The sequence below is a fragment of the Mesorhizobium sp. genome (assembly GCF_017306585.1).
Classification (GTDB): Bacteria; Pseudomonadota; Alphaproteobacteria; order Rhizobiales; family Rhizobiaceae; genus Mesorhizobium.
Genome location: NZ_JAFKIC010000121.1, coordinates 19,249 through 36,077, shown reverse-complemented (window position 1 = coordinate 36,077; position 16,829 = coordinate 19,249). Strand labels below are relative to the sequence as shown.

General features: G+C 64.6%; 13 protein-coding genes. 10 read left to right on the top strand and 3 right to left on the bottom strand.

Annotation, left to right across the window (positions count from 1 at the left end; all coding sequences use genetic code 11):
• Window positions 1-178 precede the first annotated feature (178 nt).
• From J0I79_RS10120 to J0I79_RS10100, 5 genes are all read left to right on the top strand, one after another.
• The gene (locus tag J0I79_RS10120) at window positions 179-1,438 is read left to right on the top strand and encodes a sarcosine oxidase subunit beta (RefSeq protein ID WP_292857054.1); all 1,260 of its coding nucleotides are present in this window, start codon (window positions 179-181) and stop codon (window positions 1,436-1,438) included.
• Between the two features lie 24 nt (window positions 1,439-1,462).
• Window positions 1,463-1,762 (top strand): sarcosine oxidase subunit delta, encoded by a 300-nt coding sequence (locus J0I79_RS10115; protein WP_292857052.1) that lies wholly within the window; start codon window positions 1,463-1,465, stop codon window positions 1,760-1,762.
• Window positions 1,759-4,767 (top strand): sarcosine oxidase subunit alpha, encoded by a 3,009-nt coding sequence (locus J0I79_RS10110; protein ID WP_292857050.1) that lies wholly within the window; start codon window positions 1,759-1,761, stop codon window positions 4,765-4,767. Before J0I79_RS10115 ends, J0I79_RS10110 begins: the two co-directional genes overlap by 4 nt.
• Complete coding sequence (locus tag J0I79_RS10105; RefSeq protein WP_292857048.1) at window positions 4,760-5,347, top strand: sarcosine oxidase subunit gamma; 588 nt, start codon at window positions 4,760-4,762, stop codon at window positions 5,345-5,347. Before J0I79_RS10110 ends, J0I79_RS10105 begins: the two co-directional genes overlap by 8 nt.
• Before the next feature lie 161 nt (window positions 5,348-5,508).
• Window positions 5,509-6,951, top strand: a complete 1,443-nt coding sequence (locus J0I79_RS10100; protein WP_292857046.1) for an MFS transporter — start codon at window positions 5,509-5,511, stop codon at window positions 6,949-6,951.
• Between the two features lie 31 nt (window positions 6,952-6,982).
• Here the strand turns inward: J0I79_RS10100 and J0I79_RS10095 are convergent, their stop codons facing one another.
• Window positions 6,983-7,687 (bottom strand): nitroreductase, encoded by a 705-nt coding sequence (locus J0I79_RS10095; RefSeq protein WP_292857044.1) that lies wholly within the window; start codon window positions 7,685-7,687, stop codon window positions 6,983-6,985.
• Window positions 7,688-7,912: 225 nt separating this feature from the next.
• On the opposite strand from J0I79_RS10095, the gene J0I79_RS10090 reads away from it, so the two are divergent.
• Genes J0I79_RS10090 through J0I79_RS10070 form a run of 5 tightly spaced genes read left to right on the top strand, consistent with a single transcriptional unit; the run spans window position 7,913 to window position 15,451 of the window.
• Window positions 7,913-8,455, top strand: a complete 543-nt coding sequence (locus tag J0I79_RS10090) for an XRE family transcriptional regulator (protein ID WP_292857140.1) — start codon at window positions 7,913-7,915, stop codon at window positions 8,453-8,455.
• 19 nt (window positions 8,456-8,474) lie between these two features.
• Complete coding sequence (locus J0I79_RS10085; protein WP_292857042.1) at window positions 8,475-10,928, top strand: FAD-dependent oxidoreductase; 2,454 nt, start codon at window positions 8,475-8,477, stop codon at window positions 10,926-10,928.
• Complete coding sequence (locus J0I79_RS10080; RefSeq protein ID WP_292857040.1) at window positions 10,925-11,830, top strand: homocysteine S-methyltransferase family protein; 906 nt, start codon at window positions 10,925-10,927, stop codon at window positions 11,828-11,830. The genes J0I79_RS10085 and J0I79_RS10080 overlap by 4 nt, the downstream gene beginning before the upstream one ends.
• A complete protein-coding gene (locus J0I79_RS10075; protein ID WP_292857038.1) occupies window positions 11,823-13,004 on the top strand; it encodes a pyridoxal phosphate-dependent aminotransferase in 1,182 nt (393 codons plus the stop codon). Before J0I79_RS10080 ends, J0I79_RS10075 begins: the two co-directional genes overlap by 8 nt.
• A complete protein-coding gene (locus J0I79_RS10070; RefSeq protein ID WP_292857036.1) occupies window positions 13,001-15,451 on the top strand; it encodes an FAD-dependent oxidoreductase in 2,451 nt (816 codons plus the stop codon). The genes J0I79_RS10075 and J0I79_RS10070 overlap by 4 nt, the downstream gene beginning before the upstream one ends.
• Window positions 15,452-15,615: 164 nt before the next feature.
• Here the strand turns inward: J0I79_RS10070 and J0I79_RS10065 are convergent, their stop codons facing one another.
• Window positions 15,616-16,203, bottom strand: a complete 588-nt coding sequence (locus J0I79_RS10065; protein WP_292857034.1) for an NAD(P)H-dependent oxidoreductase — start codon at window positions 16,201-16,203, stop codon at window positions 15,616-15,618.
• Window positions 16,203-16,784: an NAD(P)H-dependent oxidoreductase gene (locus J0I79_RS10060; protein WP_292857032.1), complete on the bottom strand. Its 582-nt coding sequence runs from the start codon at window positions 16,782-16,784 to the stop codon at window positions 16,203-16,205. The genes J0I79_RS10065 and J0I79_RS10060 overlap by 1 nt, the downstream gene beginning before the upstream one ends.
• Window positions 16,785-16,829 lie beyond the last annotated feature (45 nt).

The following is a 16,829-nucleotide window of genomic DNA, read 5'->3' as shown; positions in this document are numbered from 1 at the left end:
GGCGACTCACGGACGGCAAAGGCGTTCAACAAGCCTGTCCTTGATAAAGACGGCCATATCATGGGGCAAGCCGTCGCATCCGAGCGTCGGCCAGTCGAAAGGCGATGGCGCAATATTGGCTTTGCGGTTGCGGCCTGCTCTATAGTCTGCCGCATCGCCCGAAACGGACAACATGACCATGGCAGAGTACTCGGCCCTTTCGCTGCTCGCGAACGCGCTCAAGGGAAACAAGGACTGGAAGCCGGCCTGGCGCAAGCCCGACCCCAAGGCTTCTTACGACGTCATCATAATCGGCGGCGGCGGTCATGGCCTCTCGACGGCCTATTACCTGGCCAAGGAACACGGCATCACCAACGTGGCGGTGCTGGAAAAGGGCTGGCTCGGCTCCGGCAATGTCGGCCGCAACACCACCGCTGTGCGCTCGAACTACCTGCTGCCGGCCAACACCCGCTTCTACGAACATTCGATGAAGCTGTGGGAGAACCTGTCGCACGAACTGAACTACAACGTCATGTTCTCGCAGCGCGGCTGCCTGAACCTGGCGCACACACCGGCCCAGTTCGACGACTATGCAAGGCGCGGCAACGCCATGCGCCATCTCGGCGTCGATGCGGAATTGATGACGCCGGCTGAGATCAAGCGCCTGATCCCGGCGCTCGATATCTCCGGCGACGCCCGTTTCCCCGTCATTGGCGGCCTGATGCAGCGGCGCGCCGGGACGGCCCGCCACGATGCCGTGGCCTGGGGCTATGCGCGCGGCGCCGACCGGCGCGGCGTCGATATCATCGAGAACTGCGAAGTCACCGGTTTCCTGCGCGATGGCGACCGTATATCAGGCGTCACCACATCGCGCGGCGACATCAGGGCCAGGAAGGTCGCGGTGGCCGTGGCCGGCAGCACCGGACGCGTCATGCAAATGGCCGGCGTCGAGACGATGCCGATCGAAAGCCATGTGCTGCAGGCCTTCGTCACGGAATCGCTGAAGCCCTTCATCGACACCGTCGTCACCTTCGGCATGGGCCATTTCTACATGTCGCAGTCCGACAAGGGCGGCCTTGTCTATGGCGGCGACATCGATGGCTACAACAGCTATGCCCAGCGCGGCAACCTGCCCATCGTCGACGAGGTGATGAGCGAGATGCTGGCGCTGTTTCCCGGCCTCGGGCGCGTGCGCATGCTGCGTTCCTGGGGCGGGGTATGCGACATGTCGATGGATGGCTCGCCCATCATCACCACCGGTCCCCTGCCCGGCATGTATCTCAACTGCGGCTGGTGCTATGGCGGCTTCAAGGCGACGCCGGCCTCCGGCTGGTGCTTCGCCTGGACCATCGCCAAGGACCAGCCGCACGAGTTCAACGCGCCGTTCACGCTGGACCGCTTCCATCGCGGCCTGGTGATCGACGACAAGGGCCAGGGCGCCAACCCCCGACTTCACTAAGCAAGGCTTCATCAGGAATATCCCGTGCTGATCACCTGTCCCTATTGCGGCCCGCGCGACGTCATCGAGTACACCTATCAGGGTGACGGCAACCGCGAGCGCCCCGATCCCGCCTCGCAGAATTTCGAGGCGTGGAATGCCTATGTGTACGACCGGCTGAACCCGGCCGGCGATCACAACGAGATCTGGCAGCATTCGGGAGGTTGCCGCGCGCATCTCAGGGTCGTGCGCAACACGCTGACCCATGAGATTTCGAGCGTCGCCTTCGCGAGCGGCGATCATCATGCCCCGGCCGCTCGCCGCAAGGCGGAGGACAAGCCATGAGCCCGCGCCGCACCGACATCGGCGGCCGCATCGACCGGCTGAAGACGATCCGCTTCACCTTCGACGGCGTCGCCTATACCGGCCATGCCGGCGATACGCTGGCCTCGGCCTTGCTGGCAAAGGGCGTCACGCTCTTTGGCCGCTCTTTCAAATACCACCGCCCGCGCGGCGTGCTGACGGCGGGCGTCGAGGAGCCCAACGCGCTGGTGACGGTGCTGAAGGGCGAGGTCCGCGAGCCCAACCTCCCCGCGACCATGGTCGAGATCCATGACGGGCTGGTCGCCGTCAGCCAGAACCGGTTCCCCTCGCTTGCCTGGGACGTCAATGCGATCAACCAGCTCGGCGGCAAGATCCTGTCGGCCGGCTTCTACTACAAGACCTTCATGGGGCCCGTTTTCGGTCCTTTGAAGGGAACGCGTTTCTGGATGTTCTGCGAGCATTTCATCCGCCGCGCCGCGGGCCTCGGCCGCGCCGGATCGGCGAAGGACCCGGCCCGCTACGAGCGCATGAACGCCTTTTGCGATGTGCTGGTGGTCGGTTCCGGCCCCGCCGGGATGATGGCCGCCAAGGCCGCCGCCGATCAGGGAGCGCGCGTCATCCTGGCCGATCTCGAACCGCGTTTCGGCGGCTCGGCAAACTGGTCAGGCGAAACCATCGACGGCGCTGCGGCCACCGATTGGGTGCGGCGCACCGTCGTCCAGCTCGAAGCCCGCGACAATGTCCGGCTTCTGCCGCGCACCACCGTGTGGGGCTACTACGACAACAACACGCTTGCCGCGCTCGAAAGGGTGAGCGACCACAAGGAACAGCCCGCCAAGGGCGAGCCGCGCCATCGCTATTGGGCGATCCGCGCAAAATCCGTGGTGATCGCGGCCGGCGCCTTCGAGCGCCCACTGGTCTTCCCCGGCAATGACAGGCCGGGCGTCATGCTGGCCCATGCCGCCGAGCGCTACGCCAACGAGTTCGGCGTGCTGCCGGGAGAGCGCATCGCGCTCTTCACCAACAATGACAGCGCCTATCGCGCGGCCCTGGCTTTGAAGAAGGCCGGCGCGGCAATCGTCGCCATCGCCGATGTCCGTCCCGAAATCTCCGGCGAAATGCACAAGCTGGCCATGGAGGCCGAAGCCGAGGTTCTCGCCGGCCATGCCGTCGTCGCCACGGAGGGCGGCAAGGCTCTCTCCGGGCTGAAAGTTCAGCGTTTCGACATGGTCACCGGTGCGCTGAGCGGCGACGCGCGCAGCATCCACGCCGACTGCCTGCTGATGTCGGGCGGCTGGTCGCCGACCATCCATCTGGCCAGCCAGGCCGGCGCCAGGGCGGAATGGAACGCCGCCCGGCAGGCTTTCCTGCCACCCAAGCCAACGCCGAACTCGGCTCTGCAGCGCTGGATTGGCGCAGGCGCTTTCAACGGCAGTTTTTCGACCATTGAGGCGATCGCCGAAGGCCGCGCCGCCGGCCTCGCGGCCGCTGGCGGAACAGCCGCACCGGCAGCGCTGCCCACCGTCGAGCCAGCGCCCGGCAACCCTGACCCCGCGCCGGTGTTCGAGATCAAGGCGAAGGGCAAAGCCTTCGTCGACTTCCAGCACGACGTGACATCAGAGGATGTCCGCCTGGCGCATCGTGAAGGCTTCGTCTCGGTCGAGCACCTGAAGCGCTACACCACGCTCGGCATGGCGACGGACCAGGGCAAGAGCTCCAATGTTCCCGGTCTTTCGATCATGGCCGAGGCGCTGGGCAAACCGATCCCCGAAGTCGGCACGACGCGCTTCCGGCCGCCTTTCGCGCCGGTCTCGATCGGCTCGCTGGCGGCGGAACGCTTCGGTGACCTCAAGCCCGAACGGCTGACGCCGATGCATGACTGGCACACGGCCAACGGCGCCACCATGTATTCCGCCGGCCTGTGGTACCGGCCGATGATCTACGGGCTTTCCGGAGAAACGATCGAGCAGGCCTATGTCCGCGAAGCCAGGGCCACGCGTGAAAGCGCCGGCATCGTCGATGTCTCGACGCTGGGCAAGATCGCCGTGCAGGGCCCGGACGCCGCGCAGTTCCTCGACCGCGTCTACACCAACATGTTCTCCACCCTTGCCGTCGGCAAGGCGCGCTACGGTCTGATGCTGCGCGAGGACGGCTTCGCCTTCGACGACGGCACCACCTGGCGGCTTGGCGAACAGGATTTCCTGATGACCACCACCACGGCCAATGCCGGCAAGGTGATGCAGCATCTGGAATATTTCCTCGACGTGATCTGGCCGGATCTCAGGGTACACGTCACCTCGGTGACGGATGAATGGGCGGGCGCCGCCATCGGCGGTCCGAAGGCCAGGGCAATTCTTGCCTCTTGCGTCACCGGCACCGCCGTCGACAATGCGGCGCTGCCTTTCATGGGCATCGTGCATGGCGAAATAGCGGGCGCGTCAGTGATGATTTGCCGGCTATCTTTCTCCGGCGAAATGGCTTTCGAGGTCTATTCCGGCGCCGGCCACGGCACACATGTCTGGGAAGCGTTGATCGAGGCCGGCAAGCCGTTCGGGCTGGTCACCTACGGGCTGGAGGCGCTGGGCACGATGCGCATCGAAAAGGGCCACGTTACCGGCGCCGAGATCGACGGCCGCACCACCGCGCGCGACTTGCATCTGGACTGGATGCTGTCGAAGAAGAAGCCTTTTATCGGCTCGGCCATGATGGACCGGGAAGGCCTGGTCGCGTCCGACCGGCTGGAACTGGTCGGCCTCATCGCGCTGGACAACCGGCCGCTCAATGGCGGCGCGCACATCGTCGAGGAACTGGACGAGGCCAATCCACACGGCTCGATCGGCCATATCACCGCCTGCTGTTATTCGCCCGCGCTCGGCAAGCACATCGCGCTGGCTTTGGTCAAGGGCGGCAAGGCAAGGCACGGCAGCCGCGCCCATGTCTCCGATCCCCTGCGCAACCGCTTCGGCCCGGTGGAAATCGTCTCCAACCACTTCTACGATCCGGAAGGGACCCGCATGCATGGTTGAGCGCCAATCCCCCCTCGAGCCTGAGTTTCATGTCGGCTCGCACGGCAATTTCGAACATGGCGTCGAGATCCTGCTCACCGAAACCCGGCCGGGCTCGATCGTGCAGCTTGCGGCTTGGCCCGGCGAGGAGAAGAAACTCATCGCCGCCATCCGCACAGTCACCGGGCTGGCGCTGCCTGATGGCGCCGGCGGCGGCCTGAGCAACGGCGTGAAGTCGGTGTTCGGTTTCGCGCCGGGAAAATTCACCGTGGCCGACGAAACCGAAGGGCTTGCCGAGGCGTTCGCCAAGGCGGTGACGCCGGCAATCGGCACGGTCACGGACCTGTCGCATGGCCGCACCGCCATCCGCATCGCCGGGCCGAAAGCCGAGTGGGTGCTGGCGAAGTTCTTCGCCATCGACTTCGCGCTGCCGGCCTTTCCAGTCGGCGCCGGCCGCTCGACCGTGCATCACGACGTCTTCGCCCAGATCCAGCGCACGGGCAGCGACCAGTTCGATCTCTATGTCTTCCGCTCCTTCGCACGCTCGTTCTGGAAGGCGCTCTGCCATGCCAGCGAGGAAGTCGGCTACGAAGTGCAATAGGGCAAGGCCGCGAAAGCTGGCTTCTGGCCTCAATGCCGGCCGCTTCTGCCGCTAGAGAATCACGCCTTGGGCGCCCATGATGGAAAAACATGGCCGCCCAATCGGTCCAAGGGGCATAAAAATCCCGTCTCAGAGTCGGCATAGTTGGTTCGAACATCTCCATGACTGCTGAACTATCCGCCGGCGCCACCGATCGCGCCGATGTGTCGGCCAGAGCCTTGCTCCTGCTGCCGCTGACCGTCGCCTGCGGCGTGTTCATGACCAGCTTGGACCAGAATGTCGTGGTGACGGCGCTTCCGGGCATCAGCCACAGCCTTGGCCGCCCGCCCAGCCAGCTTGGCCTGCTGATTACCGTCTACGTCGCCAGCCTGATCATCTCGATGCCGCTTGGCGGCTGGGCCGCAGATCGCTTCGGCCTGCGCAATGTCTACTGCTTTGCGCTACTGGTGTTCGCCGTCTCATCGGCGCTGTGCGGGCTGTCGAACGATATCTGGATGCTGGTCGGCGCCCGCGCGCTGCAAGGCTTTGGCGGTGCGCTGATGGGCACGCTCGGTCAGGTCGTCATCCTGTCGACCTTTCCGCGCAGCCGCACGCTCAAGATCAACATGTATATTTCGCTGGCCGGACAGTCCGGCCCGCTGGTCGGTCCGCTCGTCGGCGGCGCGCTGACCACCTACATTTCCTGGCGCTGGATCTTCTTCATCAACGTGCCTTTCGCGCTGACCGCCGCCCTGCTGGCCGCGTCGCTGTTTCCCACGGTGACCAAGCCCGTGCGCACGCCGTTCGACTTCCCGGGCTTCCTGCTGGTCGGCAGCGGCATGGTCCTGCTGGTCTTCGGCATGGACTCGCTCGCGGCAAAGGACGCGGCCCCAAGCATGATCGCGGCCGAGCTTGCGCTGGCTCTCGTCATTTTGACCGTCGCCTCATTCTATTGCCTTCGGGTGCGCAATCCCCTGCTCGATCTGAAGCTGCTGCGCATCCGCACCTTCCGCATCTCCTTCCTCACCGGCGGCGGGCTGGACACGATCGGCCTCAGCTCCGTTGTCTTCCTGCTACCGCTCATGTTCCAGCTCGGTTTCGGCATGAGCGCGGTGCAGGCAGGCTCATTGACCTTCGTCGCCGCCGTCGGCTCCGTGGGCATGCGTGTCTTCATGCCGCGCCTGCTCAACCGCTTCGGCTTTCGCCGCGTGCTGGTGTTCAACACGCCCATCGTTGCCGCGATGGTCGCCGGCTTTGCCCTGATGCAGGCGACGACGCCGGTCTGGATCACGCTGAGCTATATCTTCATCTTCGGTGTCTTCCGCTCGGTGCAGTGGGCCTCGACCGGCAACCTCGCCTATTCCGACATCGCGCCCGAGCAGCTCGCCCGCTTCAGCGCGCTCTATTACATATTGTGGCAGCTGGCGGTCGCCATCAGCGTCGGCCTGGCAGCGGCGATGCTGTCCTTCCTGGCCGGTGGAGGCCAGGCGGTTGCCAGCGACTTCCGCATCCTGTTCCTGATCGAGGGCGCCATCACGCTCTGCGCGCTATTGGCCTATCTCAAGCTGACGCCGCAGGACGGCGCCCATGTCAGCGGTCACGGCGCGACGCTGAATACCGAATAGCGGCTCTCGTCCAACCTGCGTCGTAGCCGGCCTATTCGCTGAACGTCACCCATTCCTCAAGCGGAACGCGGTCGGTGCGGAAGGCATTTTCCGGCTTGGATGTATCCTCATAACCGAGCGCCATGCCGCACACGACGATCTCCTCGTCGGGAATGTTGAGCACCGGGCGGATCTGCCGGTGATAGGGCGCGAAGGCCGCCTGCGGACAGGTATGCAGGCCCCGGCCCCGCGCCGCGACCATGATGTTCTGCAGGAACATGCCGTAGTCGATCCACGAGCCCTGGTTGAGGCGGCGGTCGATGGTGAAGATCATCCCGACCGGGGCATCGAAGAAGACGAAGTTGCGATCGTGTTGCGCGCGCATCTTGTCGACCTCGCGGCGGCCAATGCCAAGCGCGCCGTAAAGGCCGAAACCATTGGCGCGGCGACGGGTGAGATAGGGCTCGAAGAACTGGGTGGGATAGTAACGGTACTCGTCCCAGTCGGCCTTTTCGGCGCGGATGCCGGAATTCAGGATGGCATCCGATATTAGTTGCTTGGTCTCGCCCTTGGTGACGTAGACCCGCCATGGCTGCATGTTGGTGCCGGACGGCGCGCGCGCCGCGACCGCCAGAATGGAGCGGATCGTCTCGTCATCGATCATATCGGGCAGAAACGCGCGCACGGAACGACGCGACATGATCGCGTCGTCGACGATCTCGGCATCGTCAGCGATTCGAGCCTTCTTTTCCAGCATGGGCCGTCCCTTAGCCTTTGTGTCGATCGGACGTCCCCACTCGCCGCTCGCGGCGGAGCCTTTGCATGAACCGTCAAAATCCTGCAAGCAAATCTTGAGCATCAGTGAAAATCTACTTGATTTTTTCATGAGCTTGATCTCTCATGAAATTCAGCTAGAAATTTTCATGAGTTAAGCATTTTGCCCTCCCCTACAGCACGAACATTGCAGGGACCTGACGAACGCGTGCTGGCCAGCGATATCAGGGCCTTGCGCCGGGCGCGTGGACTGACCCTGGCCGAGATCGCGCTGAAACTCGGCCGTTCCGTAGGCTGGGTCAGCCAGGTGGAACGCGGCCTGTCGACCCCTTCGCTCAGCGATCTCAGGGCCTTCGCCGAACTGTTCGGCGTGCCGATCAGCTTGTTCTTCAGCCATGACGTGCCCCAGGAAAGCGAACGCGGCGTGGTGGTTCGCGCCGGCAGGCGCCGCACCCTTGGCACAAGTGAATCCGGCCTGGTGGAAGAACTTCTTTCACCCGATCTCGGTGGCAGTTTCGAGATGGTGCGTTCGATCTTCGCGGCCGGCGCGGAAATGAAGGCCGAACAACTGCGACCGACCGAGGAGGCCGGCTATATCGCCTCGGGTATTTTCGAGATCGAGATAGCGGGCGTCTGGCACCGGCTCAGCGAAGGCGACTCGTTCCGCTTCGAAGGCAAGCCTTACCGCTGGCGTAATCCAGGCACGGAGCCGGCAGTCGTCATCTGGGTGGTTTCACCACCGGTCTATTGAGTAAAGCTGGGAGAAAGACATGGCGGGTTTGCCGAGCACGGCGCGCGTGGTGATCATCGGAGGCGGCGTTGTCGGCACCTCCTCGCTCTATCATCTGGCCAAGGCAGGCTGGACCGATTGCGTGCTTCTGGAAAAGAACGAGCTGACATCGGGCTCGACCTGGCATGCCGCCGGCAACGTCCCGACCTTCTCGTCGTCCTGGTCGCTGATGAACATGCAGCGCTATTCGACCGAGCTCTACCGCGGCCTTGCAGACGCGGTCGACTATCCCATGAACTACCATGTCACCGGTTCGCTGCGGCTTGCCCATTCCGACGAGCGCATGCAGGAATTCCAGCGCGCCAAGGGCATGGGCCGCTACCAGGGCATGGACATCGATGTGGTCGGTGTCGATGAGATCAAGCGCCGCTACCCCTTCATCGAGACGCATGACCTGAAAGGCGCGCTCTATGATCCCAATGACGGCGACATCGATCCGGCGCAGCTGACGCAGGCGCTGGCCAAGGGCGCGCGCGATCTTGGCGCGAAAATCATCCGCTTCTGCCCGGTATCAGGTGTGCGCCGGGAGAAGGAGGAATGGGTGGTTACGACGCCGCAAGGCGAGATCCGCTGCGAGATTGTCGTCAACGCCGCCGGCTACCGGGCCGCCGAAGTCGGCAAGATGTTCGGCCGCGACGTGCCGATGATGGTGATGAGCCACCAATACATCCTGTTCGAGGAAATCCCCGAACTGGCGGCCTGGTCGAAGGAACAGGGCAAGAAATTGCCGCTGCTGCGCGACGTCGACACTTCCTACTACCTGCGCCAGGAAAAGTCCGGCATGAACCTCGGCCCCTATGAGCGCAATTGCCGTGCGCATTGGGCCACCCATAATGATCCGATGCCGGAGGATTTTTCCTTCCAGCTGTTCCCCGACGATCTCGACCGGCTTGAACATTACCTGGCTGACGCCGTCGCCCGCGTGCCGATCCTGGGCACCGCCGGCCTGTCGAAGGTCATCAACGGGCCCATCCCCTATGCGCCGGATGGCAATCCGCTGATCGGACCGATGCCCGGCGTTCCCAATGCCTTCGAGGCCTGCGTCTTCACCTTCGGCATCGCCCAAGGCGGCGGCGCCGGCAAGGTGCTGGCCGAATGGATCACGCAAGGCCAGACCGAATGGGACATGTGGTCCTGCGATCCGCGCCGCTTCACCTCCTTTGCCTCGGCGCCGGACTATTGCGTCGCCAAGGGCCTGGAAATCTATGGCAACGAATATGCCATCCAGTTCCCGCGCCACGCCTGGCCGGAGGGGCGCGACCGGAAACTGTCGCCGCTCCACGACCGCACCAAGGCGCTCGGCGGCCGCTTCGATGCCTATAATGGCTGGGAGCGCGCCACCTGGTATGCACAACCCGGCGATGATATTTCGGAAGAAGCGACGCTGACCTTCCGCCGCGACGGGCCATGGCAGCATCGCGTCCGCGAAGAGTGCCTGGCGGTGCGCGACGCCGCCGGCATCCTCGATTTGCCGGGCTTCTCGCGCTTCAACCTCGAAGGCCCGGGTGCCGCCGAATGGCTGAGCCTGCAGGTAACCGGGCTGGTGCCGAAACCGGGCCGCATCGGCCTCGTCTATTTCTCCGACGACAAGGGCCGCATCGTCACCGAAATGTCTGTGGTTCGCCATGGCGAAGACCAGATGACGCTGATCACCGCGGCGGTGGCGCAGTGGCATGACTTCGAGTGGCTGAAGTCCCGCATGCCGAAAGACGCTGCTTTCACGCTGACAGACCGCACCGAGGAGTATTCGACCCAGATCCTCGCTGGTCCCAACTCGCGCCAAATCCTGGCCGAAGTCTGCGACGCCGACCTCGCCTTGCCTTGGTTGACGCATCAGGAAACCAGGATCGCGGGCCGCTGGGCCAAGCTGGTGCGCGTCTCCTTCGCCGGCGAACTCGGCTGGGAGATCCACACGAAGATCGAAGACACCGCCGCTGTTTTCGATGCAGTGTGGGCGGCGGGGCAGAAGCACGGTCTCAGGCCCTTCGGCATGTATGCGCTGGATTCGCTCCGGCTCGAAAAAGGCTATCGTACGTGGAAGGGCGACCTTTCGACCGACTACACGATCCTGCAGGGCGGGCTTGAGCGCTTCGTCAAATGGGAAAAGCCGGACTTCCGTGGCAAGGCGGCACTGCAGAGCGAGAAGCAGCAAGGCGTGAAGAAGCGCTTCGTCACGCTGGTGGTCGAGAACCCCGGCGATTGCGACGCGCCCTACATGTCGACCCTGTGGCATGGCGGCCAGATCGTCGGCGAGACGACATCGGGCGGCTGGGGCCATCGCATCGACAAGTCGATCGCGCTCGGCATGCTGCGTGTGGATTTGACCGAGCCGGGAACCAGCGTCGAGGTCGAAATCTTCGGTGACCGTTTCAAAGCCGTCGTGCAGAAGGACGAACCGCTCTGGGATCCGAAGAACGAGAGGCTGCGCGCGTGAGAAAGGTCGTCCTCACCGACGGCGGCATGGGCCAGGAGCTGGTTCGGCGCAGCAAGTCCGAGCCGACGCCGCTGTGGTCGGCCAGGGTGCTGATCGACGAGCCCGACCTGGTGCGCGGCCTGCACGCCGAGTTCATCCGGGCCGGCGCCCGTGTCATCACGATAAATACCTATTCGGCGACCCCCGAGCGGCTGGCGCGCGAGGGGGCGGAAGACCTGTTCAAGCCGCTGCAGAAACGCGGCATCGACCTGGCCAGGCAGGCACGCGATGAGTCCGGCGATGCGGCAATCGCCGGCTGCCTGTCGCCGCTGTTCGGCAGCTACGCGCCGGCGCTGACCATTTCCTATGAGGACACGCTGGACATCTATCGCCGCATCGTTGCCGAACAGGCCGATGGCGTCGACCTGTTCCTGTGCGAAACCATGGCCTCGGCCGACGAAGCGCGCGCCGCCGTCACCGCGGCTGGAGAGAGCGGCAAGCCCGTCTGGGTGTCGTGGACATTGGCCGATCACGGCGAACCACGCCTGCGCAGCGGCGAGACGATAGCAGACGCCGCGCGTGCGCTGGACAGCTTGCCGGTGGCGGCGCGGCTGCTCAATTGCTGCCGGCCGGAAGCGATCACCGCTGCCTTGCCGGAACTGATAGAGCTCGGCGGCCCGGTCGGCGCCTATGCCAACGGCTTCACCTCGACCGAGGCGCTCAAGCATGGCGGCACGGTGGATGTGCTGCATGCCCGTCACGATCTCGGCCCGGACGCCTATGCCGACCAGGCGATGGGCTGGGTCGGGGCCGGCGCCAAGATTGTGGGCGGCTGCTGCGAGGTCGGGCCGCCGCATATCGCTGCCCTGCGCGACCGGCTCGAACGGGCCGGCTACGAAATTTCGGGAGGGATACATGCCTAGGCCATCATCGCGCATTTCCGGCATCGTGCCATCCGGCAAGGACGGCTGGGAGGTTCATTCGGCCGCGTGGGCCCGCAAGGAGGCCGGCGAGGACATCATCATGCTGTCCGTCGGCGACCATGATTTCGACACGCCTTCCGAAACGATCGAGGCTTGCGTGACGGCGGTTCGCGCCAGCAACCACCATTACACCCCGCTGCCCGGCGTTCCGCGCTTGCGCAAGGCGATGGCGGCCGCGTCCAGCGCCTGCACCGGCGTCGAGACGACACCGGAGCAGGTCATTGCGACCCAAGGCGGCCAGGCAGCGCTTTACGCGGCCGTGCAGGCTGTGCTCGACCAGGGCGACCATGCCATCGTCGTCGCTCCCTACTATGCCACCTACCCCAACACGTTCAGCGCCGCCGGCGCCATTTTCACGGTCGTCGAGACGCCGGCCGAGGGCGGATTTCAGCCCGACGCCGAGATGATCCGGGCCGCGCTCAAGCCCAACACGCGTGCCATCCTGATCAATACGCCCAACAATCCGACCGGCGCTGTCTATTCGCGCGAGCGGCTGGAGCAACTGGCCGACATCTGCAAGGAGCATGACCTCTGGCTGCTGTCGGACGAGGTCTACTGGACCTTGGGCGGCGGGGAGCACATCTCGCCGCGCTCGCTGCCCGGCATGGCCGAGCGGACGCTTGTCATCAATTCCATGTCGAAGAGCCACGGCATGACCGGCTGGCGCATGGGCTGGCTGACCGGTCCCGAAGACATGATCAGCCTGCTGATCAATCTCAACCTCGTGACGACCTATGGCCTGCCGGCCTTCATCTCGATCGCTTGCGCCGAGGCGCTGGAGAACCGTTACGGCGTCAAGGACATCGCCGAACGCTACGCGGCGCGCCGCACCGTGCTGCTCGACGCCGTGCGCGGCATGAACAATGTCAGCGTGCGCGGCTCCGAGGGCGGCATGTATGTCATGCTCGACATATCCGACGTCGAGCCCGACGACGAGAAATTCGCCTTCGCCTTCCTCGACAAGGAGAATGTCGGCGTGATGCCCGGCTCCAGCTTCGGCGAAGCCGCCGCCGGCCACATCCGCATCAGCCTCTGCCAGCCAGAGCCCGTTCTGCGGGAGGCAGCCGCCCGGCTGCGCCGTTTTGTTTCCAGCTATCGTCGCGAGGCCGCATGACCGCCAAAACCATCCCCACAAAAGCGCGCGCGGTCATCATCGGCGGCGGTGTCTCCGGCTGCTCGGTCGCCTATCACCTGGCCAAGCTTGGCTGGACCGACATCGTGCTTCTGGAGCGCAAGCAACTGACATCGGGCACGACGTGGCACGCCGCCGGCCTGATCGGCCAGCTGCGCGGCTCGCAGAACATGACACGGCTGGCGAAATACTCGGCCGACCTCTACGTCAAACTTGAGGCCGAGACCGAGGTCGGCACCGGCATGCGCCAGGTCGGCTCGATCACCGTTGCGCTGACCGAGGAGCGCAAGCACGAGATCTACCGGCAGGCATCGCTGGCGCGCGCCTTCGATGTCGATGTACGCGAGATTTCTCCGAACGAAGTCAAGCAGATGTACCCGCATCTCAATGTCTCCGACGTCGTCGGCGCCGTGCACCTGCCGCTGGACGGCCAGTGTGATCCCGCCAACATCGCGATGGCACTCGCCAAGGGCGCGCGCCAGCGCGGCGCGACCATCGTCGAGAATGTGAAGGTCACCAAGGTCCACGCGAAAGACGGCCGCGTCACCGGCGTATCCTGGGCGCAGGGCGAGGACCAAGGCACGATCGAGGCCGACATCGTCGTCAACTGCGCCGGCATGTGGGCGCGCGAACTCGGCCGCCAGAACGGCGTCACCATCCCGCTGCACGCCTGCGAGCATTTCTATCTCGTCACCGAGCCCATCCCCGGCCTTTCCCGTCTGCCGGTGCTGCGCGTACCGGACGAATGCGCCTACTACAAGGAAGATGCCGGCAAGATGATGCTCGGCGCTTTCGAGCCGGTGGCCAAGCCCTGGGGCATGGACGGCATCCGCGAGGATTTCTGCTTCGACCAGTTGCCCGAGGATATGGATCATTTCGAGCCGATCCTCGAAATGGGCGTCAACCGCATGCCGATGCTGGCGACAGCCGGCATCCACACCTTCTTCAACGGCCCCGAAAGCTTCACGCCCGACGACCGCTACTATCTCGGCGAGGCGCCGGAACTCTCCGGCTACTGGATGGCGACCGGCTACAACTCGATCGGCATCGTCTCCTCGGGCGGCGCCGGCATGGCGCTGGCGCAGTGGATCAATGACGGCGAGGCGCCCTTCGACCTCTGGGAAGTCGATATCCGCCGCGCCCAGCCCTTCCAGAAGAACCGTCGCTACCTCAAGGAGCGTGTCTCCGAGACGCTCGGCCTGCTTTATGCCGACCATTTCCCCTATCGCCAGATGGCCACATCGCGCGGCGTACGCCGCTCGCCATTGCACGAGCACCTGAAGGCGCGCGGCGCCGTCTTCGGCGAGGTCGCCGGCTGGGAGCGCGCCAACTGGTTCGCCCGCGAAGGCCAGGAGCGCGAATACCGCTATTCCTGGAAGCGGCAGAACTGGTTCGACAACCAGCGCGAGGAGCACCTTGCCGTGCGCAACGGCGTCGGCCTTTTCGACATGACCTCGTTCGGCAAGATCCGTGTCGAGGGCCGTGACGCCTGCGCGTTCCTGCAAAGGCTTTGCGCCAACGACATGGACGTGGCGCCCGGGAAGATCGTCTACACACAGATGCTCAACAAACGCGGCGGCATCGAGAGCGACCTCACCGTATCCCGCCTTTCGGAGACGGCCTATTTCCTCGTCGTCCCCGGCGCCACGCTACAGCGCGACCTCGCCTGGCTGCGCCGGCATGTCGGCGAGGCGTTCGTCGTCATCACCGACGTCACGGCAGCCGAAAGCGTGCTCTGCCTGATGGGACCGGACGCGCGTAAGCTGATCCAGAAGGTTAGCCCGAACGATTTCTCCAACGAGAACAATCCGTTCGGCACCTTCCAGGAGATCGAGATCGGCATGGGCCTCGCCCGGGCGCACCGCGTCACCTATGTCGGCGAACTCGGCTGGGAACTCTATGTCTCGACCGAACAGGCTGCCCATGTCTTCGAGGCTATCGATGAGGCCGGCAAGGATGTCGGATTGAAGCTCTGCGGCCTGCACACGCTCGATTCCTGCCGCATCGAAAAGGCCTTCCGCCATTTCGGCCACGACATCACGGATGAGGACAATGTGCTGGAAGCCGGCCTCGGCTTCGCGGTGAAGACGGCCAAGGGCGACTTCATCGGCCGCGACGCGGTGCTGAAGAAGAAGGAAGCCGGGTTGAGCCGCCGCCTAGTGCAGTTCCGGCTCAGGGATCCGCAACCCCTGCTCTTCCACAATGAAGCGATCCTGCGCGACGGCAAGATCGTCGGCCCGGTCACCTCAGGCAATTACGGCCACCATCTCGGCGGCGCGATCGGGCTGGGCTATGTGCCTTGCCAGGGCGAGAGCGAGGCGGATGTCCTGGCCTCGACCTATGAGATCGAAATCGCCGGCGAGCGGTTCGCCGCCGAGGCATCGCTGAAGCCGATGTATGATCCGAAGTCGGAGCGGACGAAGATGTAGCGCTTCTTCCTTCTCCCCTTGCGGGAGAAGGTGGATCGGCGCGTAGCGACGAGACGAATGAGGGATGTTCCAACGGAGTGAGACGCTGGCTTTCCCTGGAACACCCCCTCATCCGTCGCCTGCGGCGACACCTTCTCCCACAAGGGGAGAAGGGAAGTTGGCGCTTAAAACCTTTCCAGTTTCGCCCTCACCTTCACCAGGAACGCCGCACGGCTTTTGGGTGTCGAAGCGTCCATCAGGTAGTGCGCGAGGAAGAACGTCTTGCACCTTGTCGCGCACAGCGCGCGCATGCCGCGCAGCAGCGTCTTGCGTCCGGGCTGTCCGACGACGACGCTCCACCAGGTCGGCGCGCCGCATGTGGTGATGACGCCGACCTTGGTGACATGCGTCATCAGCGATTTGATGCCGCCCTTGCCCACCGGCAGCTTGAAGGCGATGTCGGTCGCCCAGACACGATCGAGCCAGCCCTTCAGCATCGCCGGCAGGCCGTACCACCAGGTCGGATAGACGAACAGGATCGCCTCGGCCCAGTTGAGCAGTTCGAAATGCGGCTTCAGCGCCGGGTCCTGCGGCGCCTGGTCATTGTAGGTGCGCCGCTCTTCGCAGCTCATCACCGGATTGAAATTCTCGGCATAGAGGTCGAGCAGCCGCACCTCCCAGCCCCGGCGCGTCAGCACCTCCACGGCCGTATCGCGAATCCCGGCGCAAAAACTCTCCGGCACCGGATGGCAGTAGACGACCAGCGCGCGCATCAGAAGCCGTCCATGCTGGCAGCGACCTTGTCCGTGAAAGCCTTGCGCGTCTGGTCGGTCGAAAGGTTCATCGAATAGTGGGCAAGGTAGGAGACGCGGGCGCCGGGCCTGATCGTCGCCCTCAGCATGCGCTTCACCACCTTGCGCGGCGGATCGCCCATCAGCATCGCGCGGAACCGGCTGCCGCCATAGGTCGTGACGGCGGTCATCTTGCGGATGTTGTGCAACGTCGGCCGCACCTTGCCGTCAACCAGCTTGAACGACACGCCAGGCAGGAAGACACGGTCGAAAAACCCCTTCAGGATCGCGGGATAGCCATAGTTCCAGACCGGAAACGACAGCACCAGCCCCTCCGCCGCCTGCAACCGTTCGATATAGCCGGCAACCGCATCGCCTGGTCCGCGCTGGTCGTGATAGGCGAGCCGCTCGGCCCGCGTCAGCCGCGGGTCGAAATCCTCCGCGTAGAGATCGCAGTCATCGACACTGTGGCCCGCCGCCGTCAGCCGCTCCACGATCGTCCGGTGCAGGCCGGCGTTGAAGCTGGTCTCGACCGGATGCGCATAGAGGACCAGGATGTTCATCGGAAAAGATTGCTCATGTCAGCGCGAGGCGCCCCCCTCTGCCCT